General features: G+C 64.3%; 19 protein-coding genes and 1 tRNA gene. 13 read left to right on the top strand and 7 right to left on the bottom strand.

Annotated elements, in window-relative coordinates; translation table 11 throughout:
* Window positions 1–271 precede the first annotated feature (271 nt).
* The 3 genes from QZX93_RS23820 (at window position 272) to QZX93_RS23810 (ending at window position 1,273) form a co-directional block, all read left to right on the top strand.
* Window positions 272–472, top strand: coding sequence for a type II toxin-antitoxin system HicA family toxin (locus tag QZX93_RS23820; RefSeq protein WP_295385142.1), 201 nt, complete (start codon window positions 272–274; stop codon window positions 470–472).
* Window positions 473–477: 5 nt separating this feature from the next.
* On the top strand, window positions 478–690 hold the full coding sequence (locus tag QZX93_RS23815; protein ID WP_295385139.1) for a type II toxin-antitoxin system HicB family antitoxin: 213 nt from the start codon (window positions 478–480) through the stop codon (window positions 688–690).
* 145 nt (window positions 691–835) lie between these two features.
* Entirely contained in the window at window positions 836–1,273 is a 438-nt protein-coding gene (locus QZX93_RS23810; RefSeq protein ID WP_295385136.1) for a hypothetical protein, read from the top strand.
* A gap of 456 nt (window positions 1,274–1,729) precedes the next feature.
* On the opposite strand, the gene QZX93_RS23805 is transcribed toward QZX93_RS23810, so the two are convergent.
* Window positions 1,730–2,044: a hypothetical protein gene (locus QZX93_RS23805; RefSeq protein ID WP_295385133.1), complete on the bottom strand. Its 315-nt coding sequence runs from the start codon at window positions 2,042–2,044 to the stop codon at window positions 1,730–1,732.
* A 321-nt stretch (window positions 2,045–2,365) separates the two neighbouring features.
* Here QZX93_RS23805 and QZX93_RS23800 point away from each other — a divergent pair, with 321 nt between their 5' ends.
* From QZX93_RS23800 to QZX93_RS23770, 7 genes are all read left to right on the top strand, one after another.
* Window positions 2,366–3,814: a DUF3375 domain-containing protein gene (locus QZX93_RS23800; RefSeq protein WP_295385131.1), complete on the top strand. Its 1,449-nt coding sequence runs from the start codon at window positions 2,366–2,368 to the stop codon at window positions 3,812–3,814.
* 256 nt (window positions 3,815–4,070) lie between these two features.
* Window positions 4,071–4,703, top strand: a complete 633-nt coding sequence (locus QZX93_RS23795) for a DUF4194 domain-containing protein (protein ID WP_295385129.1) — start codon at window positions 4,071–4,073, stop codon at window positions 4,701–4,703.
* A complete protein-coding gene (locus QZX93_RS23790; protein WP_295385127.1) occupies window positions 4,696–8,058 on the top strand; it encodes an SbcC/MukB-like Walker B domain-containing protein in 3,363 nt (1,120 codons plus the stop codon). The genes QZX93_RS23795 and QZX93_RS23790 overlap by 8 nt, the downstream gene beginning before the upstream one ends.
* Entirely contained in the window at window positions 8,055–9,230 is a 1,176-nt protein-coding gene (locus tag QZX93_RS23785; RefSeq protein ID WP_295385126.1) for a DUF3322 domain-containing protein, read from the top strand. Before QZX93_RS23790 ends, QZX93_RS23785 begins: the two co-directional genes overlap by 4 nt.
* 73 nt (window positions 9,231–9,303) lie before the next feature.
* Entirely contained in the window at window positions 9,304–10,149 is an 846-nt protein-coding gene (locus QZX93_RS23780) for a caspase family protein (RefSeq protein ID WP_295385124.1), read from the top strand.
* Between the two features lie 288 nt (window positions 10,150–10,437).
* The gene (locus QZX93_RS23775; protein WP_295385122.1) at window positions 10,438–10,971 is read left to right on the top strand and encodes a TRAP transporter small permease subunit; all 534 of its coding nucleotides are present in this window, start codon (window positions 10,438–10,440) and stop codon (window positions 10,969–10,971) included.
* Window position 10,972: 1 nt separating this feature from the next.
* Window positions 10,973–12,424 (top strand): TRAP transporter large permease subunit, encoded by a 1,452-nt coding sequence (locus QZX93_RS23770; RefSeq protein WP_295385120.1) that lies wholly within the window; start codon window positions 10,973–10,975, stop codon window positions 12,422–12,424.
* A 277-nt stretch (window positions 12,425–12,701) separates the two neighbouring features.
* On the opposite strand, the gene QZX93_RS23765 is transcribed toward QZX93_RS23770, so the two are convergent.
* The gene (locus QZX93_RS23765; RefSeq protein ID WP_295385118.1) at window positions 12,702–13,799 is read right to left on the bottom strand and encodes a TRAP transporter substrate-binding protein; all 1,098 of its coding nucleotides are present in this window, start codon (window positions 13,797–13,799) and stop codon (window positions 12,702–12,704) included.
* A gap of 53 nt (window positions 13,800–13,852) precedes the next feature.
* The gene (locus QZX93_RS23760) at window positions 13,853–14,974 is read right to left on the bottom strand and encodes a hypothetical protein (protein ID WP_295385116.1); all 1,122 of its coding nucleotides are present in this window, start codon (window positions 14,972–14,974) and stop codon (window positions 13,853–13,855) included.
* A gap of 132 nt (window positions 14,975–15,106) precedes the next feature.
* Here QZX93_RS23760 and QZX93_RS23755 point away from each other — a divergent pair, with 132 nt between their 5' ends.
* Window positions 15,107–16,138 carry an RNA methyltransferase gene (locus tag QZX93_RS23755; RefSeq protein ID WP_295385114.1) on the top strand — a complete coding sequence of 344 codons (1,032 nt, stop codon included), beginning with the start codon at window positions 15,107–15,109 and terminating at the stop codon, window positions 16,136–16,138.
* A gap of 118 nt (window positions 16,139–16,256) precedes the next feature.
* On the opposite strand, the gene QZX93_RS23750 is transcribed toward QZX93_RS23755, so the two are convergent.
* The 3 genes from QZX93_RS23750 to QZX93_RS23740 form a co-directional block, all read right to left on the bottom strand.
* Window positions 16,257–17,096 carry an alpha/beta hydrolase gene (locus tag QZX93_RS23750; RefSeq protein WP_295385113.1) on the bottom strand — a complete coding sequence of 280 codons (840 nt, stop codon included), beginning with the start codon at window positions 17,094–17,096 and terminating at the stop codon, window positions 16,257–16,259.
* Between the two features lie 81 nt (window positions 17,097–17,177).
* Window positions 17,178–17,543, bottom strand: coding sequence for a 4a-hydroxytetrahydrobiopterin dehydratase (locus tag QZX93_RS23745; RefSeq protein ID WP_295385111.1), 366 nt, complete (start codon window positions 17,541–17,543; stop codon window positions 17,178–17,180).
* 191 nt (window positions 17,544–17,734) lie between these two features.
* Window positions 17,735–17,845 (bottom strand) — tRNA-OTHER (locus QZX93_RS23740).
* Window positions 17,846–17,847: 2 nt separating this feature from the next.
* Between QZX93_RS23740 and QZX93_RS23735 the strand changes: the two genes are divergently transcribed.
* Together QZX93_RS23735 and QZX93_RS23730 are read left to right on the top strand one after the other, a co-directional pair.
* Window positions 17,848–18,360, top strand: a complete 513-nt coding sequence (locus tag QZX93_RS23735; RefSeq protein ID WP_295385109.1) for a ProQ/FINO family protein — start codon at window positions 17,848–17,850, stop codon at window positions 18,358–18,360.
* Window positions 18,361–18,420: 60 nt separating this feature from the next.
* The gene (locus QZX93_RS23730) at window positions 18,421–18,606 is read left to right on the top strand and encodes a hypothetical protein (RefSeq protein WP_295385107.1); all 186 of its coding nucleotides are present in this window, start codon (window positions 18,421–18,423) and stop codon (window positions 18,604–18,606) included.
* A 182-nt stretch (window positions 18,607–18,788) separates the two neighbouring features.
* On the opposite strand, the gene QZX93_RS23725 is transcribed toward QZX93_RS23730, so the two are convergent.
* Entirely contained in the window at window positions 18,789–22,112 is a 3,324-nt protein-coding gene (locus QZX93_RS23725) for a PLxRFG domain-containing protein (protein ID WP_295385105.1), read from the bottom strand.
* Window positions 22,113–22,436 lie beyond the last annotated feature (324 nt).

Raw genomic sequence — 22,436 nt, 5'->3', positions numbered from 1 at the left:
TCTCAGGTCTTCGATTTGCGTGGGAAGCAAAGGCAGCACAACCGTTTCGGTCTCGGATAACATAGATGCACTTGGTGGGTCGATCTGTTGGGAACATTGCTATTCTAGCAGGGAAACTATTATATGGAAATCGCCTAACCTCAGCCAAATTGCCTGAGGATTCGGGTGGCTGCACGAAAAAGGGGCCAGGCTCAATTAAAAACCTAGAAACTTGCCTGAGCAATTGGACACAGACCAAGTTTTACGCTGAATCTCTACCCCTGGCAACAAAGTGACTTCTATCGAAAATGAAGGTCGCAGAGCTATTGAACATGCTGAAAATGACGGTTGGCAATTAGCCGCAACCCGCGGCAGTCATCGCCAATTCAGGCACTCGACCAAACCGGGTCGCGTAACAGTTCCTGGTAAACCGAACGACGACATCGCCCCTGGAACTCAAAATAGCATATTCAAGCAAGCAGGCTGGAAGTAACATTCATGCGCTATGCGATTGTCATCGAAAAGGCGGAGAACAATTTCTATGCTTACGTTCCTGATCTGCCAGGCTGCATTGCTACCGGTGCTTCAATCGAGGAAGTAGAACAGGAAATCAAAGAAGCAATCGTTTTCGATCTGGAAGGTATGCGGGAAGACGGCATCACATTGCCAATCCCGAATAGTCAGGTCGAGTACATCGATGTCGCCGCATAACGAGCGCTGTAACGCTGACGCCGGCCTTGATCATCGTTGCAGCCGCCCCGCTGTATTCTGATCGCCCGTGCCGACTGGAGGAACAGGCCGAACCCCGTCAGTAACGAACGAAAGCAAAAAATAGCAGTTTAGGCCGCAACCTACCATGGAAATTCAGCGCGCAGACCCGCAACAACGAAGGCAGGCCGTCTTCATGACGCTCTTCGCGCTCATCGTTGGTGTAGTCGCCATCGTCATGTTGCAGCGCTGGCTCGCTGAATTCAGGCAGTTGCCTATCGACAATACGAAGGACCTGACAAAGTCTCTCGCGACGGCATTCGATTGGTGCGTCGGAACAGCATCCGTCACCGTGGTGTGGTTTGGTCTGTATCTTTGGCGCTTTGGCGCCCGGGTGAGAGCCGCCATGCGGTTTCCGCCACCGGATACACGGGTTATTCGCGATACGGTGGTGCTTCGGGGTTCGCCAGCGCGACGCCGGGCGGCACTTATCCAAGCGTTGGCTGCGGCGCTTCTGTTGAGTACACTGGGCTTGGCGGCGGTCGCATGGCGCCTGCATTCGCTTTTGGCCTGGCGCATTCATTGATGCGGGCAGAACCAGGACGACCTTGATCATGACTCCATCCTGCGGCTATCGGTCCGCACAGCGGACCCTACGGCTTGCGCCGCGCCCGTAGTCCGCTGTGCGGACCAACGACCTCGCCGTTAGCGCGGTGGCCGGGATTATGACCGAGGCCGCTAGGGCGGAACGGGGTATTTACTTCGTCCCGAATTTTATTCCGTGACTGGCTGATGGCAAGTGCCTACAGGGGTTCAAACCGTTCCGGACATAGCGAATGCCCCGGCCGGCAGTGGGCTTGATAATCGCTCCGGCCGCCGATCCTTGCGGTAACCCGTCGCGGCCGGCGGGCCGCTCCTACGGGGAGAGAAGGGGCACCCAGCCGCGACCAATGCCACCACCGGTGGTGGTCGGAAAACGATAAAGGACCGAACCGACGTCGGCGACTCGGCAAAAGGACTCTATCTGCTCAAGCGCCACGGCTTATGTCGACTCATAGGTCTCCTTGTAGACTGCATCAAGGCGTTGATGGAGTCGGTCTAATGCTGCTTTTTCATCCGTCGTCAGCGTCGGGTATTGGTCGTCGCCCTTCCTAAAAAAATAGTCGCTCCCGCCAAGGATGCATTCAAAGTCCCATTCATAAAGGCCGATCGGGCGCTTGCCTTTGTAATTTAATATTCGCGAGTCAAGCCCGAAACTCTCGCTCATGAGATAGGTAACTTCCTGCAAGGCGAACAATTCCTCTCCCTGAATCAGTACGAGGCATTTTTTATCTCGCGATCCTGATTTGATGCTCATTATGATCTGGCATTTAGGTGTTGATGTCATTGCGCTTGGCGGGACCACTGCGTAGCGAAGCCCTTGGCGGATTCTACCATCTGAGGTCGCGGGCGTATCACCGTTCTTGCCCATCATCCGGGGATAGGCGTACGCGGCGCAGAGCGCCTGACACAGGCGCGGCAGCGCTAGAGCGGCGTCGCGAGAACCCAGGCCCCGCGCGGGACGCGGCAGTGGAGTCAATTGATCAGCGGCCTAGGTCACGCCAGGGTAAACTGCCGGCCAAAGCGGCAACCGCCCCACTGACCGGGCGCGTTGCCGACACTCAACCGGCTCGGAACCATGGACTTTGACACACTCGAGGCGCTGCGTACCTATCACCCGGCATGGCGGCTGTTGCGTTCGGACCACGCCTGCCTGGTGGCGAGCTTTCTGCAGCGCGTCTTTATCACCCCAAACGTGCGGGTGATGGCGGCGGCCGATCTGGCCGAGGCGCTGGAGGATGAACTCTACGAACTGCGCCGCCGACTGGGTACGGACGCCTTTCCGAAGACCGCGCTGGCCTATCTCAACGACTGGGCCGCGCCCGACAAGGGCTGGCTGCGCAAGTTCTATGCCCAGGGGTCGGACGAGCCGCAGTTCGACCTGACCCCGACGACCGAAAAGGCCATCGCCTGGCTGGGGACGCTGGCCGAGCGCAGATTTGTCGGCACCGAGTCGCGCCTGCTCACCCTCTTTGCCTTGTTGCAGCAGATGTCGGAGGGCAGCGAGGCAGACCCGGCCAAGCGCATCGCCGAGTTGCACAAGCGGCGCGACGCCATCGATGCCGAGATCGGCCGGGTCCTGGCGGGCGATATGCCGCTGCTGGATGACAGCTCCCTCAAGGACCGCTTCCAGCAATTCACCCAATTGGCCCGCGACCTGCTGACCGACTTTCGGGAGGTGGAACACAACTTCCGCCTGCTCGATCGGCGGGTGCGCGAGCGCATTGCCCTGTGGGACGGCTCCAAGGGTGCGCTGTTGGAGGAGATCATGGGCGAGCGCGATGCGATTGCCGACTCCGATCAGGGCCGCAGCTTCCGGGCCTTCTGGGACTTCTTGATGTCCAGCCGCCGACAGGAGGAGCTGACCGAGCTGCTGGCGCGCATCCTCAGCTTACCGCCGGTGCTCGAAATGGGGCCGGATGCACGCACCCGGCGGGTCCATTACGATTGGCTCGTGGCGGGTGAGCAGACCCAGCGCACCGTGGCGCTGCTCTCACAGCAACTGAGGCGCTTTCTGGATGACCAGGCCTGGCTGGAGAACCGCCGCATCATGGACATTCTCCACGGCATTGAGGCGAAGGCACTGGCGCTGCGCGCGACCCCGCCCACGGGCGAGGTGATGGAGATTGCGGAGTCCGCCGCCACGCTCGAGCTGCCGATGGAGCGTCCGCTGTTCACCCCGCCACTCAAGCCGCTGATCGCCAATATCGCCTTGACCGCGGGCGACTCCGAGGTGGATGCCGCGGCACTCTATTCGCAAGCGATGGTCGATCACGCCCAGCTTGCCCGTCATATTCGTCACGCGCTTCAGGACCGCCCCCAGGTCACACTGCGGCAATTGACCGACGCCCAGCCGCTACAGCAGGGTCTGGCCGAACTGGTGGCCTATCTGCAATTGGGCAGCGATACCTTCCAGACGACGGTCGATGAGGACACCATGGAGGTGATCGCCTGGCAGACGGTCACGGATGAGGGTCTGGCGATGGAGCGGCTCGCACGGCTGCCGCGGGTGATTTTTATGCGATGAGCGCTAGCAAGAATAGCTCACGCCAAGGCGCCAAGCTCGCCAACAAATACAATCGGGTAGAACCACTATCCAGATCACCCTCCGGGTGACTGTCGCAGGGCTGATAACGCACTGAAATGCCTTGGCTAGCTTGGCGCCTTGGCGTGACAACTGCTCTTTCTAGGTTGATGGGATGCGGTGACGCGCCGTCTCAGGCAGGCGTCATCTTTGTTTTTTCTCAGGCACGCAAAGTACACGTCTGGGTTAGTATACGCGGATGGAAGCCCAATCCCCTACCCCGCCCGCCGCTGGAGTCGACCTGTCGACCCTGGCCATCACCCTGCTCAAGGGGGTAATCTATCGCGAGGGCGACGAGCGCCTGTGGAGCGGACTGCTCAACCTGCAAGCCAGGGTGCGCGACCATGTGGCGATCCTGGGTCTCGAGCTGGTGCTCGACGAGTCCGAGGGCTACGCCTTCCTCAAGAGTCGTCCCGAGGCCGCCGAGGACGAGTCCGCGGCGAAGCTACCCCGCCTGGTCGCACGGCGGCCATTGTCCTTTCCCGTCAGTCTTTTGCTGGCCCTGCTGCGCAAAAAGCTCGCCGAGTTCGACGCCGGGGGCGGCGATACCCGGCTGGTGCTGACCCGCGATGACATTCTCGAGTTGGTACGGGTGTTCCTGCCCGACAGCAGCAACGAGGCCAGGCTCATCGACCAGATCGAGACTCATATCAACAAGATCATCGAGCTGGGTTTCCTGCGCCGGCTGAAGGCCGCCGGCGGCCCGGCCGGATTCGAGGTCCGGCGCATCCTCAAGGCCTTTGTCGATGCCCAATGGTTGGCCGATTTCGACGCGCGCCTAGCCGAGTATCAGACCCGGCTGGCCGGGGCGGGGACTGCCGACGATGAATGAGCCGTTGAGCCTGGGGCTCGACTTTGTGGCCGACGATACCCTGGCCGGCTTTCGTCTGCAACGCCTCGAGGTGTTCAACTGGGGGACCTTCGATAAGCGCGTGTGGACGCTGCATCTGAATGGTAAGAATTGCCTGGTCACTGGCGATATCGGTTCCGGCAAGTCCACTCTGGTCGACGCCATCGCCACCCTGCTGGTGCCGGTGCAGCGCATCGCCTATAACAAGGCGGCCGGGGCCGACAGCCGAGAGCGGACGCTGCGCTCCTATGTGCTCGGTCATTACAAATCGGAACGCAATGAGGTCACCGGCACCGCCAAACCGGTCTCGCTGCGCGATCACAACAGCTATTCGGTCATTCTGGGCGTCTTCCACAATGCGGGCTTCGACCAGACGGTCACCCTGGCGCAGGTCTTCTGGATGAAGGACGCGCAGGGTCAGCCGGCGCGTTTCTTTGTCGGTGCGGAGCGCGCATTGTCGATTGCCGATGACTTTTCCCGGTTCGGCACCGACATCGCTCAATTGCGCAAGAAGCTGCGCCGGCTGGGGGCCGAGATCGAGGACAGCTTTCCAAAATATGGCGCCTGGTTCCGGCGCCGCTTCGGCATCGACAATGAACAGGCGCTGGATCTCTTCCACCAGACCGTCTCGATGAAGTCGGTGGGTAACCTCACCGACTTCGTGCGCAATCAGATGCTGGAGCCATTCGACGTGGCCCCGCGGATCGGCGCGCTGATCGCCCATTGCGACGACCTCAATCGGGCGCACGAGGCGGTACTCAAAGCCAAGCGTCAGGTGGCGCTGCTCACCCCCCTGGTGGCCGACTGTGACCGTCATCGAATCCAGGCGGCCGAGTTGGAGGAGCTGCGGTCCTGCCGCGATGCACTGAGGTCCTATTTCGCCGAGCTGAAGCTGGCACTGCTCCAGCGGCGGCTGCAACTGCTGACCGCCGACCAGCAACGCCTGGCGGCCCAAAAGGCCCGGCGCGGCGAGCAACGCGACCAGGAACGCACCGAGCTGGACCGGCTCAAGCGCGCAGTCGCGGACAACGGCGGGGACCGCCTGGAGCAGTTGGCCATCCAATTGCGCGACCAGGAACGCGAGCGTGACCGCCGCCGGCAGCGCGCCCAGCGGTATGCCGAACTGCTCGCGGCCATTGGCGCTACCGCGGCCGGGGATGAGACCGCATTCGCTGCCCAGCGCCAACAATTGAGCCGCCGACGCGAGGACCTGAGTCAGCAGGAAAGCGACCTGCAAAACCAGATCACCGAATGGGGCGTCTCATTGCGCGAGGGCAAGCGTGAGTACGAGGTGCTCGCCGGAGAGATCGCCAGCCTCAAGGCCAGACGCAGCAACATCCCGTCGTCACAGGTGGCGATGCGCTCGGCCATCTGCGCGGCCCTGGCGCTCGATGCCGAAGCGATGCCGTTCGCCGGTGAACTGCTCCAGGTGCGAGAGGAGGCCGGCGAGTGGGAGGGCGCCATTGAACGCGTCCTGCACAATTTCGGCCTGTCGCTGCTGGTGCCGGATACCCACTATGCGCAGGTCGCCGCCTGGGTGGATCGGACCCATCTGGCCGGGCGGCTGGTGTATTTCCGGATACGCCCCGGCCGCTCGGCGGACGCTGCGTCATTGCACCGCGATTCACTGGTGCGCAAGCTCGCCATTCGCCCGGACTCGGCCTTCTATGACTGGCTGGAGCCGGAGCTGGCGCGCCGCTTCGATTATGCCTGTTGCGCCACGCCCGAGCAGTTTCGGCGCGAGACCCGGGCCTTGACCCGCAGCGGCCAGGTCAAGGCCCCGGGGGAGCGTCACGAGAAGGATGACCGTCACCGGCTCGATGACCGCAGCCGCTACATCTTGGGCTGGACCAATGAGGCCAAGATCGCGGCATTGGAGAGCCAGCAACGCACGCTGGCAACCCATCTCGGCGGCATCGGTGCCTCCATCGCCAAGGCACAGACCGAGCAGTCACAATTGCGTCGGCAGATCGAGACCCTGGCGGCCCTGCACGAATTCGATTTATTCCGCGACCTGGATTGGGCCGGCTGTGCGACGACCATCGCCCGTCTGCAAGACGAAAAGGCGCGCCTGGAGGCGGCCAGCGACCTGTTGCGCGAGCTCACGGTCCAACTCGCCGAGGTCCAGACTGCGTTGAATGCGAGCGAGGCGGCACTCTCGGCACTGGATAAGGAAATGGGCAGCGTCGAGACCAAGCAGGAGGCCGCCGCAGCGCTGCAACAACAGACCGCGGAGTTAATCATCGAGATTGCCGAGCCGTTGCGCACCCGGCTGGCGGACCTGCGCACAGAACTCTTGGGCGAGCACCAACTGACGGTCGACTCCTGCGACCACCGCGAGCGTGAGTTACGCGACAGCGTGCAGCAACGCATGGACACCGAGACCCGCGCGCTCTCGCGGCTCGCCGAGCGGATCATCAAGGCGATGTCGGCCTTCAAAGAGGCCTATGCCCTGGAGACGGCCGAATTCGATGCCAGCCTGGCGGCCGCATTTGAATACCAGAAGCTGCTGGATCAGTTGGGACGCGACGACCTGCCGCGATTCGAGGTGCGTTTCAAGGAGCTCTTAAACGTCAACACGATCAATGAGATCGCCAATTTCAATGCGCAACTGGCGCGCGAGCGCGAGACCATCCGGGAGCGAATTGCGCTCATCAATGAGTCGCTCACCCAGATCGATTACAATCCGGGGCGCTATATCGTGTTGGAATCCCAGACCAGCCCGGATACCGAGATCAGGGACTTTCAGGGCGACCTGCGGGCATGTACTGAGGGAGCGCTGACCGGCTCTGAGGACGCGCAATACTCGGAGGCCAAATTCCTCCAGGTCAAGGCGATCATCGACCGCTTCCGTGGGCGCGACGGGACCGCGGAGGCGGATCGGCGCTGGACCGCCAAGGTAACCGATGTGCGCAACTGGTTCCTGTTCGCCGCCAGCGAGCGGTGGCGTGAGGATGGCACCGAGCACGAGCACTATTCTGACTCGGGCGGCAAGTCCGGCGGTCAGAAGGAGAAGCTCGCCTATACTATCCTGGCGGCGAGCCTCGCCTATCAATTTGGGCTGGAATGGGGGGCCGTGCGTTCACGCTCGTTCCGTTTTGTGGTCATTGACGAAGCCTTCGGCCGGGGTTCCGATGAATCGACCCAGTACGGGCTGAGACTCTTTCAGCAGCTCAATCTGCAACTGCTGATCGTCACACCGCTCCAGAAGATCCACATCATCGAGCCCTATGTCGCCAGCGTCGGCTTCGTCCACAACGAGGGCGGACGGGACTCCAAGCTGCGCAACCTGTCCATTGAGGAATATCGGGCGCGCAAGGCCGAACTGTCGGCATGAACTGGACCACGCCGGTCGATCTGAAGGCACAACTGCGCCGGTTGTGGGAGCGCGGTGAGTTGCTGCGTCCACTGGTCACCGATGAGCCGCGGTTCCCGCTGCGGCTGACTTTGAAGTGTCCCAGCTCCACCGAGCTGGCCGAGCAATTCGAGTCGGTGCGTGGCTGGATTGCCGACCTGATGGCAGTCGCGCACTGGCGGATCGAATGGCGCGAGGTCAATCATCGGGTGCTCGGGTCCCAACGCCTGCCCCAGTCCATCTGGGTCGATACGCTCGATGACGCGGTCGCACTGATCGGCAAGCGCCGTGAGACTGAGCGCTTCATCGAGCTATTGGCGTTCACCCGCTCGCATCAGGCCGCCCTACTCGCCTGGGTTGGCAAACGGCCATTGCAGGCTATCGAACTCAGCGCGCCGTGGCCGCACCTGATTGCCGTGGTGGACTGGCTGACCGCTCATCCGCGTCCGGGCATCTATCTGCGTCAGGTGGATATTCCTGGGGTCCATAGCAAGTTCATCGAGGCACATCGCGGAGTCCTCTCCGAGCTGCTCGACCTGGTCCTTCCGCCGGAGGCGATCGACAGCGCACGCACCGGGATCGGTCAGTTTGCTGCCCGCTTTGGTTTTCTCGACAAGCCAACCCGTATACGCTTTCGGGTGCTCGACGCCCGGCTCGCCATACTCCCAGGCTCGGTGTGGCCCGATGTGACCCTGGACGCGGAGAGTTTCGCCCGCTTGGCGGTGCCGCTCCAGCGCGTCTTCATCACCGAGAACGAGACCAACTTTCTGGCCTTTCCGTCCGTGGCCCACTCAATAGCGATCTTCGGTGCCGGCTATGGTTGGGAGGCCCTGGCGCAGGCCAAGTGGCTCGGGCGCTGCCCCATCCATTATTGGGGCGATATCGACACCCACGGTTTCGCGATACTCGATCAATTGCGCTGCCGCTTCGACCAGGTCGCCTCGTTCCTGATGGACCGGCAAACACTGGTGGCCCACGAGGCACTGTGGGGCGAGGAGCCAGAGCAGGTGAGTCATGACCTGCCACGGCTCACCGAGTCGGAAGCGGAATTATTCAATGCGCTGCGGGACAACCGCATCCGCAAGGGATTGCGATTGGAGCAGGAGCGGGTGGGGTTCCAATGGGTGATGGCGGCATTGGATGCGCTGGAGTGATTCACTGCGGGCGACCACCTAACGCCGCCTGATGTTCCCTTTGGTGATAACGCTGCTCTTGAGGAGGCGGGTGATGAAAAGAAGCGGTTGGGGGGGCTGGGCGGTCTTGTTGGTGGTGGCGATGCTGCGGAGCACGGGGGCGGCGGGCGACGGGAGGCAACTGGCGCTGGTGATCGGCAACGGTGCCTATGCCAAGGGGGCGCTCGCCACTGCGGTACACGACGCCACCGACGTTGCCGCGCGGCTGCGCGGGCTCGGCTTCACGGCGGAGTTGCTGCTCAATGCGGATGAGCGCACGATGGAGCAGGGCATCGACACCTTCACCCGTGCCCTGGCCGGGCAGGGCAAGGTCGGACTCTTCTATTTCGCCGGTCATGGGATCGAGTACCAGGGGCGCAACTATCTGATCCCAATCGGAGCCAAAATCGGCGGCGAGGTCGACCTGCGCGACGAGGCGGTGGATGCCGGGCGGGTGCTCGATGGCATGGCCGAGTCCGGCAACGGGCTCAATATGGTCGTGCTGGATGCCTGTCGCAATCGTCCCTATCGCAGCGCCTTTCGCTCGGCCAGCCGCGGCCTGGCTCGGTTGACCCCGGCGAAGGGCACGCTGGTGCTCTACGCCGCCCAGCCCGGGGCCGTGGCGAGCGACGGCGGGGTCTTTACCAAGCATCTGCTGGCGGCGCTGGTCGTACCTGGGCTGGAGGCGCAGCAGGTGTTTAAACACGTGGCGCAGGGGGTGGACAGCGAAACCGGCGGGGCTCAGACCCCTTGGGTTGAGGGCGTCGTACTCAGGCAGTTCAGCTTCATGCCGACGTATGCCGCCCCGGCCCCGGCGCCTCTGGCCGTTGCACCGGCGCCAGCGGCGGTTGCCCCCATTCCCGCGGTTGGCGTTCTGCAAGAGCGTCAAGAACAACGATAATCTGGCCGAGTGGGTGTGTCGTCATGCGAATGGATCTGATGGGAGGGGGCGCCCCGGCTATGGTCTTGGCAGCGGCCGTGATGGTATGCGCCGTTGCCGCGGCTTATGGTCGCTCAAACGATCCTCGAAGATTGCAATAGCGGCCGGTCTAGCCAGTGGACGCGAAGCGCCCGCGCTGGCTCCCACACAGCAGCGTGGGAGCCAGATCGGCTTATGCGGCTTGGCCCCTGATCGGTACCTCTGGTACTGTTGCGCCCTACCCTCTCACTGCACCGGAGTCGTCCGCGGATGCCTGTGTTCCTGCGCCTCTCGACGATCATCGATACGCTCAACCGCCGCATCGGGCAGGCCACGGTCTGGCTGATCCTGGGTTGTGTCCTGCTCTCGGCCCTGACCGCAACGCTGCGCTATCTGCTCGACTGGGGCTCAAACGCCATGATCGAGGGGCAATGGTTCATGTTCGGACTGGTGTTCCTGCTCTGCGCGCCCTGGACGCTCCTGGAGCGGGGCCATGTGCGGGTCGACATACTCTATACGCACCTGCCGCCCCGCGGCCAGGTCTGGGTCGATCTCATCGGCAGCCTGCTGTTCCTGCTCCCGGTCTGTGTGCTGATCGTCTGGGATAGTTGGGGCTGGTTCCTGCTCTCCTTTCACCAGGATGAGGCGTCATTCAATCCCGGTGGACTCTGGTGGTGGCCGATGAAGCTCGCCATTCCGGTCGCCTTTGTCCTGCTCGCCTTGCAAGGGGTCTCGGAGGCGATCAAGGGTGCGGCCATGTTGATGGGACTCATCCCCCTGCCGAACGCCCCGGTCGGGCACTGACATGGAGGCCTGGCTCGTCGCTCATCTCGCACCGGTGATGTTCACCTCACTGGTGCTGTTCCTGCTCATCGGTTACCCGGTGGCCTTCTCGCTGGCCGCGGTGGGGATGCTGTTCGCCTGGATCGGGATCGGCTTGGGACTACTCAGCCCTGCCCTGCTCCAGGCCCTGCCGGATCGGGTGTTCGGCATCATGCGCAATGAGGTCCTGCTGGCGGTGCCCTTCTTCACCTTCATGGGTCTGGTGCTGGAGCGCAGCGGCATGGCCGAGGAGCTATTGGAGACCATTGGCCAGCTCTTCGGGCGCGTACGCGGGGGGCTCGCCTATGCGGTGATCTTCGTCGGCGCACTGCTGGCCGCCACCACCGGGGTGGTCGCGGCATCGGTGATTGCAATGGGGCTCATCTCGCTCCCCATCATGCTGCGCTATGGCTATGATCGGCCGCTGGCGGCGGGCGTCATCGCGGCCAGCGGCACCCTGGCTCAGATCATTCCGCCCTCATTGGTGTTGATTGTGATGGCCGATGTGCTTGGCCGTTCGGTGGGCGAGTTATACAAGGGGGCGCTCATTCCCGGGCTATTGCTCACCGGACTCTATGCGCTTTATGTCTTCGGCACTTCGGTGCTGCGCCCGCACTGCGTCCCGGCCCTGCCGCCGGAGACGCGGACCCTGCGTGGTCGGGCACTGGCCGCGCGGGCGCTCCTGACCCTGGTGCCGCCGCTGGCGCTGATCTTCCTGGTGCTCGGGACCATCTTCATCGGCTGGGCCACACCGACCGAGGGCGGCGCTATGGGTGCGGTCGGTGCGCTCCTGCTCGCACTCATCAAGGGGCGGTTGACCCGCAACATGCTGATACAGGCGATGACCACGACGGCAAAGATTACCAGCTTCGTCATCTTCATCCTGATCGGCTCCAGCGTGTTCAGCTTGACCTTCAGGGGGGTGAATGGCGATCTATGGGTGGAGCACCTGTTGACCAGTCTGCCCGGCGGGACCCTGGGCTTTCTGGTCTTTGTGAATGCCATGGTCTTCCTGCTGGCCTTCTTTCTGGACTTCTTCGAGATCGCCTTCATCATACTGCCGCTGCTGGTCCCGGTAGCGGACAAGCTCGGCATCGATCTGGTGTGGTTCGGGGTACTGATCGGGGTCAATCTACAGACCAGCTTCATGCACCCGCCATTCGGCTTTGCACTCTTTTATCTGCGCTCGGTGGCACCACCCGTGGTGCGCACCACTGAGATCTATTGGGGGGCGGTGCCCTTCTTGGCGATTCAGCTCATCATGGTGGCCCTGATCGTGGGCTTCCCGCAAATCGTGAATTGGGGGCGCGAGGCACCCGCCCCCCATGACACCCCGACGCAGGTGATCATTCCGAACCAAGGGGGCGGCGGCAGTCTGCTCGATAGTGAGGACTATGATGGACTCTTTGCCCCGCCGTCCAAGGACGTAGACTAATGAGATTAAACTCGGAAATCCGTCCGCGAACAACGCGAAATAAAAAAGAGATAATTGCGCGCCTTGGCTCACGCCCAGGGTGACTGCCAGCCCGACGGAAACTCATTTTTCTTATTCGCGTTCATTCGCGTTTTTCGCGGACAAATTGCTTTTTATAGGTTGAAAGTGACTTCCTCATTGCCTGAGAGGCGGGACGCGGAGCGTCCAAGACTGCATTCCCACGCGGAGCGTGGGAACGAGAGGGAGGGCGGCGTGGGAGCGAGCCCTCTGAGCCAGGTTATTTGCGCCGTCGCATCGCCGAGAGGAAGTTGGTCATGGACGCCTCCGCTACCCCCCACCAGGCATCCGAGGTCTCCTGGAAGGCGTGCATGGAGTCATAGAGCGCCTTGAAGCTGGGGTTCTTGGCCGACTCTTCGGCATAGATGGCAAGCGCGGTCTCGTAGGCCTTGAGCAACACGTCGTCCGGGAAGCGCTTGAGCACGGTGCCGTTTTGCACCAGCCGCTGCATCGCCGGTGGGTTCTTGGCGTCATAGCCGGCCAGCATCAACAGATGGGTTTCCGCAGCGGCGGTCTCAAAGGCCGACTGATAGGCGGGCGGCAGGGCGCCCCACTGGTCCTTATTCACATAAAAGGCCAACTGTGCCCCCGGCTCCCACCAGCCCGGATAGTAATAATATTTCGCCACCCGGTAGAACCCCAGCTTCTCGTCGTCGCAGGGCGAGGTCCATTCCGCCGCGTCGATGGCGCCACGCTCCAGCGCCGGATAGACCTCGGTGCCGGACAGGGATTGTGGAACCGCCCCCAGACGGGAGAAGATTTCGGCGCCAAATCCAGGAATGCGGATCTTCAGTCCCGCCAGGTCCGCCACCGACTTGATCTCCTTGCGATACCAGCCGCCCATCTGGGCGCCGGTGCTGCCGCCCGGGAAGTTGACGATATTGTATTGGGCAAACAGCGCCCGCAGCAGGTCCATACCGCCACCATAATAGGTCCAGGCGGTGAGTTGGCGGGCGTTCAGACCGAAGGGTAAGGTGGTCTCGATGGCGAGCGCCTTATTCTTGCCATAGTAGTAATAGGAGGCGGTCTGGCCGCACTCAACGGTGTTCTGCTGCACCGCATCGAGCACGCCGGTGGCCGGGACCAGTTCGCCGCCCGCAAAGGGCCGGATCTCAAAACGCCCATCGGTCAACTCGGAAACCCGGCGGGCCAGGTTCTCGGCGCCGCTATAGATGGTATCCAGGCTCTTGGGGAAACTGGAGGCCAGGCGCCATTTGATGGTCGGGGTCGGGGTCGGGGCCGCGGCCCGCGCCGGCAGGGCCAGACCGGCCGCCGCCGCGCCGACCCCGGCAGTCTTCAGGAAATCACGCCGTTGCATGCTGTGTCCTCGTTGCTGATTGGTATCGAGCGGGGCCGCCGGGGCGCGCGCGCTCAGATGGCATAACGCAGGATGGCCGCCAGTGGCTCGGTCCCCGGCAGATCGGCCGGCGGCACGCTCCAGACCTGACCGCCCGACAGGAGCACCCGGCGTGCGGTCTCCTCAATGACCTCGCAGCGATCGGCGTCGGGACCGTCCGTCAGGGTCACTGCACCATCGGTCTCGCCCACGGTGCCATGGACTGTCCGGTCCAGGTCGACCAGCAGGCTCTGGACCGCACCGCCAGTGGCCGCCCGCGCCGCCTGGGCAAGGTCGGTCGTCGCCCGCCCCTCGGTGGCCCGCTGCCGGTAGAGCGCGGTCCACTTGGCGAGTTGCTCGCGGTAGAGGCCGTCCAGCACGCCGCGCGCGGCACTCGCCAGCTCGGCCTCGGTCTGCCACTCGGGGCTGCCCGGGATGCCTTGGGCGGCCAGGTGCGGGTAGGTATTGACCGAGCGATAGATGGCACCCATGGCCGCGCCCGAGGCCAGCACCAGCGGGATGTCACTGCCGGCGAGCAACCCGCGCAGCGCCGCGTCGACCTGCCGCGCGTAGTGCCGCAGCAACACCTTCTCGCCCTCGGCGCCAACCGGGCGACCGCTGGGTGAGCGATCCACCCCACCCGCCTCCCCCAGCGAGGAGGCCAAGGCCTTGGGCATCCCGATCACCTTCACCTCGCCGGCCGGCAGGTCGGCCGCGACCTCGATCAGACGCACCCCGCCATCGGCGAGCGCCAGCACATAGCAGGCGTTGCAGAAGGTGACCGAGCGCAGCAGTGGCCGCAGATGGAAGCGCTCGGACACCGCGATGAGGGGTGCCAGTGTGTGCGGCAGCCGAAAGGTCCGCAAATTGTCCGCCGTCGCATAGATCGCCAGGCCGTGCGCCTGATAGCGCCAGAAGGCGTCGTCGTCGATCAGGTCATCCAGCGCCTCGGCCAAGGCCGCGATCCGGTAGAGGTCGGCCCCGGCCGCCTGCGCCCGGACGACGGCCTCCTTAGTCAGCTTCTTCAGCAGGATACGATCCGCATCCGTCTCCAGGCTGGCCGGCGTGGTCGGCAGAAAGAGCGATACCGCAAGATCGGTACGTGCCATGGCAAGGTCGATCAGCTCGGCGGCGGTAGGAAGGTCGAGGTGGAGCATGGGCGGCTTCTCGAGCGGCGTGATGAGCGGCCGGCAACGGGGTGGCGGCGTCAATCCCGGACGGCGGCAGGAAGATCGTAAGCTGCACATCTTACCGGATACGACAGCGTCGGATGTGCTATTAGTGACCGTTTGCGGCCAGCCGGGAGTCCCATCACGCGTATCGAACACATCCGCCGACGCCTGCGCGCCGCCGGCGCCAAGCCCTGTCACGAGGCGCGCATCCTGCAATCCTGGGCGCGGGCCATCCCGGTGGCGACCCGCCACCGCCGGGCCGAGGACTTCCTGCCGCTGGGGGTGCGCAACGCGCTCCCGGACCTGACCACGGAGCTTAACGGGCTAGCACGGCTGAGTGCCGAGCACCCCGGCGAGGACGGCTCGGCGCGCCTCCTGATCGCGCTGGCCGACGGCGAGACGGTGGAGAGCGTGCTGCTGCCGCGCGGCGGGCTGTGCGTCTCCTCCCAGGTCGGCTGCGCGGTCGGCTGCATCTTCTGCATGACCGGGCGCACCGGGCTGCGACGCCAACTGGGCAGCGCCGAGATTGTCGCTCAGGTGGCCCTCGCCCGCACGCGCCGTCCGGTCAAGCGGGTGGTGTTCATGGGCATGGGCGAGCCGACCCACAACCTGGGCAATGTGCAGGAGGCCATCGAACTGCTCGGCACGCTCGGCGCTATCGGTCACAAGGAGTTGGTCTTCTCCACCGTCGGCGACCGCCGGGTCTTCGAGCGACTGCCGCAGGGGCAGGTCAAACCGGCCTTGGCCATCTCACTGCATAGCACCAGCCCGGCGCTGCGGGCCCGGCTGCTGCCGCAGGCCCCGCGCATCGATCCGCCGGAGTTGGTCGAGCTGGCGGAGCATTATGCCCGCACCACCGGCTACCCGATCCAATATCAATGGACCCTGCTTGCCGGCATCAACGATAGCGATGAAGAGGTCGCTAGCATCGCGCGGCTGCTCGCCGGCAAATATGCGATGATGAACTTCATCCCCTATAACGCTAATGACGGATTGGGTTTTCGCCGACCCTCATGGGAACGCGCGAATGCCCTGGCCGGTGCCTTGCAACGCCGCGGCATCGTCACCCGGCTGCGCAATTCCGCCGGCCAGGATATCGACGGCGGCTGCGGGCAGTTGCGGGCGCGGACAGTGGGGAGCGGGCCTTGACCGTCGCTCCGGCCAATCCGCTCGATCGGCGAGTCTGCGGCGGCCGAGAGGTTGCCATCCCTGGCCTGGATTCCGGCGTCCCGGCCGGAATGACGATCGAGGCCGTGGGGAGTGCAATCTAACCCAAGAAGTCTCCCAACACGGCCATCTGCTCGGGCGTATTGAGTGCCGGGGCGTGGCCACAGCCGGGGATGGTCACCAGCCGGACCCGGGGGCCGCGTCGGGTCATCTCATCCGCCACCTGGGGCTCGACCAGGTCCGAGGCCGCACCGCGCAGCGCCAGGACCGGACAGGCGATGGCGTCGAAGAGCGCCCACATGTCGAAGTCCTGGAACTGCTCGGCGAAGACACGCATCACCGCCGGATCATAATGGGACGAGAGGCGGCCGTTATCGCGCCGGCGCACGGAGGTCTCGGCCATCAGGCGCCACTCGTCATCGGTCAGATGGCCAAAGGGGGCATAGACGGTGCGCAAGAAGGTCTCGAATTCGCTCATGTTGGCGAATTCCGGGACCAGGGTGACATAGGCCTTGATGCGCGCGATGGCCGTCCGATTGAGTCGCGGGGCCACGTCATTGAGCACCAGCCGCTCGATGCGTAGTGCGGTCTCCGGGGTGCCCGCCAAGGCCATACCGATCAGCCCGCCCATGGAGGTGCCGACCCAGCGGCACGCGGCAATGCCCAGATGGTCCAGCAGGGCGAGCGCGTGCTGGCAATAGACCGGGATGCTGTAGTCCTCATCGGGTGTCGCCGACCAGCTCGACAGGCCACGGCCGATGGTGTCTGGGCAGACCACATGGAAGCGGTCGGCGAACCGGCGGGCCAGGGTGTCGAAATCCCGCCCGGTCCGGGCCAAACCATGCCACAGCACTAGGGCCGGGGCGGCTGGATCGCCCCAGGCGGTCAGATGGACCTCGTGGCCGGCGATGGCGAGATAGGATGAGCGCGGGGAGGTCATCGGTCGTAATACCCTATGGCGTGACAGATGCGCCTGAGTATAGCCGATCCGGCGGGTGGGTTTTAACGCGCGGGCGCCATCTCAATCGTATTTGATGTAGGTGAACCGCGGATCATCCGGTGTGCCCGCGAGTGCGCTGCCCGCTCCAGGCCGCCAGGTCAGGGTCTCCTCGATCCGCTGGGCCAGCTCGAAGTCCTTGTCAGTCAAGCCATTGGCCGAGTGGGTGGACAGCTTCACGAGCACGCTGTCATAGGCGACGGCCAATTCCGGATGGTGCCAGGCCGCCTCCGCCAAGTGCCCCACGGTATTGACCACCATCAGGGTACTCTTCCAACCGCCGGTGCGGTACTTGCGCCCGAGCTTGCCGTCCTCGTAATACCAGTGGGGCAGATCGGCGGCGATTCGCGCCTGGATCTGCGACGCGTCGTAGACCTTCTCATCGGACATGGTCACAATCTCCTGTGGCGCTCGGACCAGCGGGGGGCGGCAATGCCAAACAGTGCCGCGCCAAGACACGAATGTCTTGATCCGCCCGCGGCCGTTCAACCATTGAGAATGGACGGCAACAGTCGCGCGCAGACAAAAACGCCCGCGCCTCCCGAAGTAGGGAGGGCGGGCGGTCTTGGCTGATCTGAAGTTGGCGCGCCCGACAGGATTCGAACCTGTGACCCCAGCCTTCGGAGGGCTGATTACAACCGCGTAGAAGCAATAATATCAACCACATGCACTGGTGCCCGCCGCACAAACGCGCATGAAACGGTCGCTGGAGCGCACCGGATTCGCACAATTTTCGCACAGTCGCGGCGCGTTGGGGTTCCTGCGTCACCCCAAGTCGGGCGCCAAATCGTTGTCCGTCCCCGTTTTTCCGCTGCGTGCCCACTGCGCGCGGCTGACCTATCGGCGCACCCTGCTCGCCGGGGCGCCGCGGATCGATCTGCAAGGCCAGCCCGTGGGGGCTGTGACCGAGGAGGCCGCGGCGGTGGCCGTGGCGGGCATCGAGCGGGACCGGGCGATTGCGGCGCAGGCCGCCAGCGAGCGGGAGGCGCGGCGCACCTTGGCGCTGGAGCGGCAGGCGCAGATTCAGGCGGCGGCCGCGGCCCGGCGGGCGAAGAAGGCGGCTAAGGCGCCGAAGCAGAAGGGGAAGAAGAAGAAGGTGCAAGCGAAGCCGGCGGCGGTACCGGCACCGAAGGCCGCGGCGGCGCCCAAGTCGGCGGCCACGGTGGTGGTGGTGAAGAAGCGGCGGGTGATCCCCCGGGGCGAGTAACGCGTTTTGCAGTAAACGGGGAAGACCCTATACTCTGGTCAAGGCTCAGAGGATTTCACCATGACCACCATCGCGTTCGATACCCACCGGTTCATCCGCACGATCAAGGAATCCGGCATCCCGGAGAATCAGGCAGAGGCCATTGCCGAGGCCTTCCGCACCGCCCAGGGCGAGGCGGACCTGGCCACCAAGCCCGACCTGGTGGCCCACGATACCGACCTGCGGCACGCCCTGCAGGAGACCTAACAGCGTCTGGACGCGAAGATTGACCTGTTGCGCAGCGACCTGACCGGCAAGTTCATGGACATGAACGGCAAGTTCACGCTGCTGCAATGGATGCTCGGGCTGCTGCTGGCCGGCGTCGCCTCGCTCGTCATCAAGTCGTTTTTTTAGCCCACTCCCGCGGCGGCGGGAACCGCCACGGGAGATCATTGTGCAAAGCCCCCTGCCTGGCTGACCTGTTCTTTCAGTCGCTTGTTGATGGACATGCCATGCTCCGCGGTGGCGACCAGCTTTTCACGGTTGCGCACGCTGGTGCGCACCGAGCGCGGGGTGATGGGCATGGCGGGTTGGGCCTTGTTGAAGGCCACGATCTTGGGATAGAGCGCGCCCTGGGCGTCCGCGTCCTGGTGGATGATGGCCAGGGCATAGGCCGTCATCAGGCGCGAGCGCCGGTCCAGGATGCGGCCCTCGTACAGCTTGATGGCGTTGTTGGCATCGCGCCGCACCGCCAGTTCGTCAGGGTTCATGCCCAACCCCTTCCAGATGAGTTGCCAGGGGTTGAGATCCCCGGGCTCCAGCACCGGCGCCCCCTTGCTGCTCTGCACGCCCTTGGTCGCGTAGCGGGTGGCTTGTAGCAGGTCGCGCAAGAACTTGGGCGAGACCGCCTCGGCGGCCTTCTCCCACTCGCCGTTCATGATCTGGTCATAGGCCTTGAAGGGCGAGCTGGCGATGGACGGCACCGGCCCCAGCAGTTGCTCCTCGATGCTCTGGAAGGTCTTGGCCCCGGTCATGTCCGCGTCCGCGTCGCGCCACCACAGGGTGTTCATGCCCACGCGCGAGGCCCAATCCATGCCGGTCGCCTTGTTCATGCCGCCGCGCGCGATGATGTCCGCCACGGAGCTTGGGAAGGTGCGGGCCAGCCAGTTCTTGAACTCGGTCTCGGCGTCCCAGGGCTCGTCATCATCCCCAAAGGCCGCCGCCGCCAGGTTGGCGATGGCGAACAGGGTGCCGACCATCGGCAGCCCCAGGGTGCCGGCGAACAGCCCGGTCATGCCCAGCACGCCGGCAAAGAGGGTGCGCGCCTCGCGCCGCACCTCGGGCGTCTCGCCCTTGATGGACAGGAACAGATTGCGCCCCATCAACCAGGTGGTGTGCTGGGCGTAGCTCTTGAACATCAGCATCACCTTGGCGACATCGCTTTGCATCCAGCGCGCGCGGTTGGTGTTGCTCAAGTCGAACTGGGTATCCCAGGTGGCCAGTTCCGCCTTGGCCACCGCCTCCACATGCGTGAGGCCCGCCGCCCGGCCCAGCCGGTAGGCCGCCAACAGGGTCACGTCGCGATTGATCACCTCCGCCGCCTGGAAGCCGCAGGAGACGAGGGCCATGGCGCGGTTGAAGGCATCCGAGTTCATCAGGGAGTCGCCCTCGCCGATGCCGGCCAGGTTGTGGACCACGGTATTGCCGCGCACTCCCGACAGGCTCCACTCGCCGAAGGCGCGCGCCTCGTCCGCCGTCAGGTTGGCCGCATGGTTGGGGTGTGGGCGGCCCTGCACATAGCCCTTGAGGACCTCCGGCGTGAAGCCGCGGCCCACGTCCACATAGGCTTGGCCCAGGGTCTTGGACGCCCCGCCCCAGCCGGCCCCATGGAAGCGCGCGGCCAGCACCGGCAGGCTCATGATCGGCACCTGCGAGAGGTTGACCAGGGCGGCGCCGGGTGTGAGCCCCATCAGCCAGGTGAAGGCGAAGGCGTTCACCTTGTTGACGATGGGCGCGTTGGCAGGGTTGTTGATCCACTCGTGGCGCTTCTTGAGTTCACCCAGGAAGGCATCGGCCTTGGTCACGTCCGCGCCCGTGCCCGCCTTGGCGCGCGCCTCCTTGGTCTCCTCGATGTCGCGCAGCAGCCGTTGCAGGTGCGGCATGTGCTCGGCGCGGGCGATCTGGTAACCCAGCCGGCCCATGTTCCAGCCAAAGGCGCGCAGGGCGTCCTTGCTGAAACCGGTGGTGCCCTTGCGGTGGATGAAGTGCTTGCGCATGGACATCTCGCCCAGGGTGTTCAGATACAGTTGGTAGAGCTGGTCCGCCCCGGCCGTGTCGCCCTTGTCGCGCAGCTTCTTGACCGCCTCGGCAATGAAGCCCTCACTCACGCCCTGCACCTCCTTGAGTCCCTCCTTGGTCATGCCCTGCGCGAGGATGGTCCAGCCGCCCTGTTGCAGACTGGCGACCACACCGCGCCGCTCGCTGGGGGTGTCGGCGCGCCAGAAGCCGGGCTCGCCGCGTTCTTCCAGCGCCCAGCCGCCGGCCAGGTTCTCAGACCCCGGGGCCTGGGCGCGGTCGGCCACCTGGCGGCGGTATTCGGCCTGCAAGCCGATGAAGACCGAGCGCGCGTAGGTGGCGTCCATGGTCTCTTTCCAGCGTTTGATCTCGGCCGGATTGTCGCGCGCCAGGACCTCCCAGGTCTGCACCGCGTGCGCCTGGTCCACACCCTCAGTCACCGGGGCGGCCGGATCGCCGAGCCAGACCGGCTTCACGTCGACGCCCTTGAGGTCCGCGCGCCCGGCAATGCCGGCGGTGGCCGCCTTGGCGCTGGCAAACAGCTCGCCGTCCGGCCGCACGAACAGCCGCTGCGTGCCGGTCGGGAAGCGCCGGGCGGTCACGTAGTAGCGGCCGTGGCGCCACAGCGGGAAGTAGGGGCCGAGCTTGGGGTTGCCGGCCTCGTCCATGGGGTTCTCGTAGGCCGCGCGGATTTGCGCCACCAGCAGGCGCTTGCCGGCCTCGTCCAGGACCTCGGATTCCTCGATCTCCTTGATGCGCGCGTCCTTCATTTGTTCCGAGCGCTTCTTGTACAGGTCGCGCGCCTGGCGGTAGATCGCCTGTGCCTCCGTCGGCAGGGCGTTGAACTCCTGGCGCAGCGCCGGCAGGGCCTTCTGGCGCTTCTTCTCCGCCCGCACCGCGAGCGCGAGCTGATCGGCTGCTGCTGAGTAGTAGCCGGCCATGCCGCGGTCTTCGGCCTTCTTTGAGCCCAGCATCTGTTTGGCCTGTTCGCGCAACGTCTTCACGTTCGCGTCCGTCGCCTCGCGGGTGCGCCAGAACAGTTCACTGGGGCCCAGCTTCAACGCGACCTTGAGCGTCTCGTAATCGGCCGGGTCCACCTGGTCCTTGGTGGACTGGTTCATCAGGCTGGCGAGCCGCTCCGCCATCGCCCGGTTGGTCCGCGCCCACGGCTGCCAGACATCGGACGCGAAGGTCCCCGCCTCCTCAATCAGTTCATTGCGCCTGGTGTCCATGGCGCCGACCTGGCTCTGGTACGCCTGGATACCCGGGATGACGGCCTCGCCGACCTCCGCCAGTTGGCGCGTGGTGATGGCACCCAGGACGGTCGGCAGGGATTGTTCCCACTTGTCCTTGGTCCATTCTCCCGCGGGCTCCAGGAAGTCCTTGATGGACTGCCATAGGTGGGCGCCTCCACCCAGGGGGGAGCCGCCGGAGTCGGCGGCGGGGGCGAGGCTGAAGCGGATGCCGGGATGCGCCATATCGTCGTTGACGCGCGCCCACCACTGGGCTAGCCTTCCTTTAGGGGCCGCGCGCTCTTCACCCGCACCAGATTTGGTTTGGCCAGCGAGAGGGATGGGTGTCGCGGTCCCGATCTCTTCCAGGTCTTCCACGCTGGTCGCATCTGCGTCATAGAAAAACTCCCCAGTGCTGCGTTCAACGACCTCTAGTACCGCAGGATGAAAGTGCTCGGACCATGTCAAGCTAGGCTGCCAACGGCTTGCCTTGGTAGGTCCAGCGGAATGGTTTGGCCATTGTCTTGTTGAAATAGTCGATGAAGTTTTTGATTTTCTGGCAAAGGTCGT

Source organism: uncultured Thiodictyon sp. (genome assembly GCF_903946935.1).
In the GTDB taxonomy this organism is placed as follows: Bacteria; Pseudomonadota; Gammaproteobacteria; order Chromatiales; family Chromatiaceae; genus Thiodictyon.
Note: the sequence above shows the minus strand (reverse complement) of the source record. Positions and strands in the feature narration are given on the sequence as shown.

Excerpts from the sequence above, each read along its gene's own strand:
- QZX93_RS23815 (WP_295385139.1), top strand. The coding sequence starts at position 478 with ATGCGCTATGCGATTGTCATCGAAAAGGCGGAGAACAATTTCTATGCT.
- QZX93_RS23810 (WP_295385136.1), top strand. The coding sequence starts at position 836 with ATGGAAATTCAGCGCGCAGACCCGCAACAACGAAGGCAGGCCGTCTTC.
- QZX93_RS23805 (WP_295385133.1), bottom strand. The coding sequence starts at position 2,044 with ATGAGCATCAAATCAGGATCGCGAGATAAAAAATGCCTCGTACTGATT.
- QZX93_RS23800 (WP_295385131.1), top strand. The coding sequence starts at position 2,366 with ATGGACTTTGACACACTCGAGGCGCTGCGTACCTATCACCCGGCATGG.
- QZX93_RS23795 (WP_295385129.1), top strand. The coding sequence starts at position 4,071 with ATGGAAGCCCAATCCCCTACCCCGCCCGCCGCTGGAGTCGACCTGTCG.
- QZX93_RS23790 (WP_295385127.1), top strand. The coding sequence starts at position 4,696 with ATGAATGAGCCGTTGAGCCTGGGGCTCGACTTTGTGGCCGACGATACC.
- QZX93_RS23785 (WP_295385126.1), top strand. The coding sequence starts at position 8,055 with ATGAACTGGACCACGCCGGTCGATCTGAAGGCACAACTGCGCCGGTTG.
- QZX93_RS23780 (WP_295385124.1), top strand. The coding sequence starts at position 9,304 with ATGAAAAGAAGCGGTTGGGGGGGCTGGGCGGTCTTGTTGGTGGTGGCG.
- QZX93_RS23775 (WP_295385122.1), top strand. The coding sequence starts at position 10,438 with ATGCCTGTGTTCCTGCGCCTCTCGACGATCATCGATACGCTCAACCGC.
- QZX93_RS23770 (WP_295385120.1), top strand. The coding sequence starts at position 10,973 with ATGGAGGCCTGGCTCGTCGCTCATCTCGCACCGGTGATGTTCACCTCA.
- QZX93_RS23765 (WP_295385118.1), bottom strand. The coding sequence starts at position 13,799 with ATGCAACGGCGTGATTTCCTGAAGACTGCCGGGGTCGGCGCGGCGGCG.
- QZX93_RS23760 (WP_295385116.1), bottom strand. The coding sequence starts at position 14,974 with ATGCTCCACCTCGACCTTCCTACCGCCGCCGAGCTGATCGACCTTGCC.
- QZX93_RS23750 (WP_295385113.1), bottom strand. The coding sequence starts at position 17,096 with ATGACCTCCCCGCGCTCATCCTATCTCGCCATCGCCGGCCACGAGGTC.
- QZX93_RS23745 (WP_295385111.1), bottom strand. The coding sequence starts at position 17,543 with ATGTCCGATGAGAAGGTCTACGACGCGTCGCAGATCCAGGCGCGAATC.
- QZX93_RS23735 (WP_295385109.1), top strand. The coding sequence starts at position 17,848 with ATGAAACGGTCGCTGGAGCGCACCGGATTCGCACAATTTTCGCACAGT.
- QZX93_RS23730 (WP_295385107.1), top strand. The coding sequence starts at position 18,421 with ATGACCACCATCGCGTTCGATACCCACCGGTTCATCCGCACGATCAAG.
- QZX93_RS23725 (WP_295385105.1), bottom strand. The coding sequence starts at position 22,112 with ATGGCGCATCCCGGCATCCGCTTCAGCCTCGCCCCCGCCGCCGACTCC.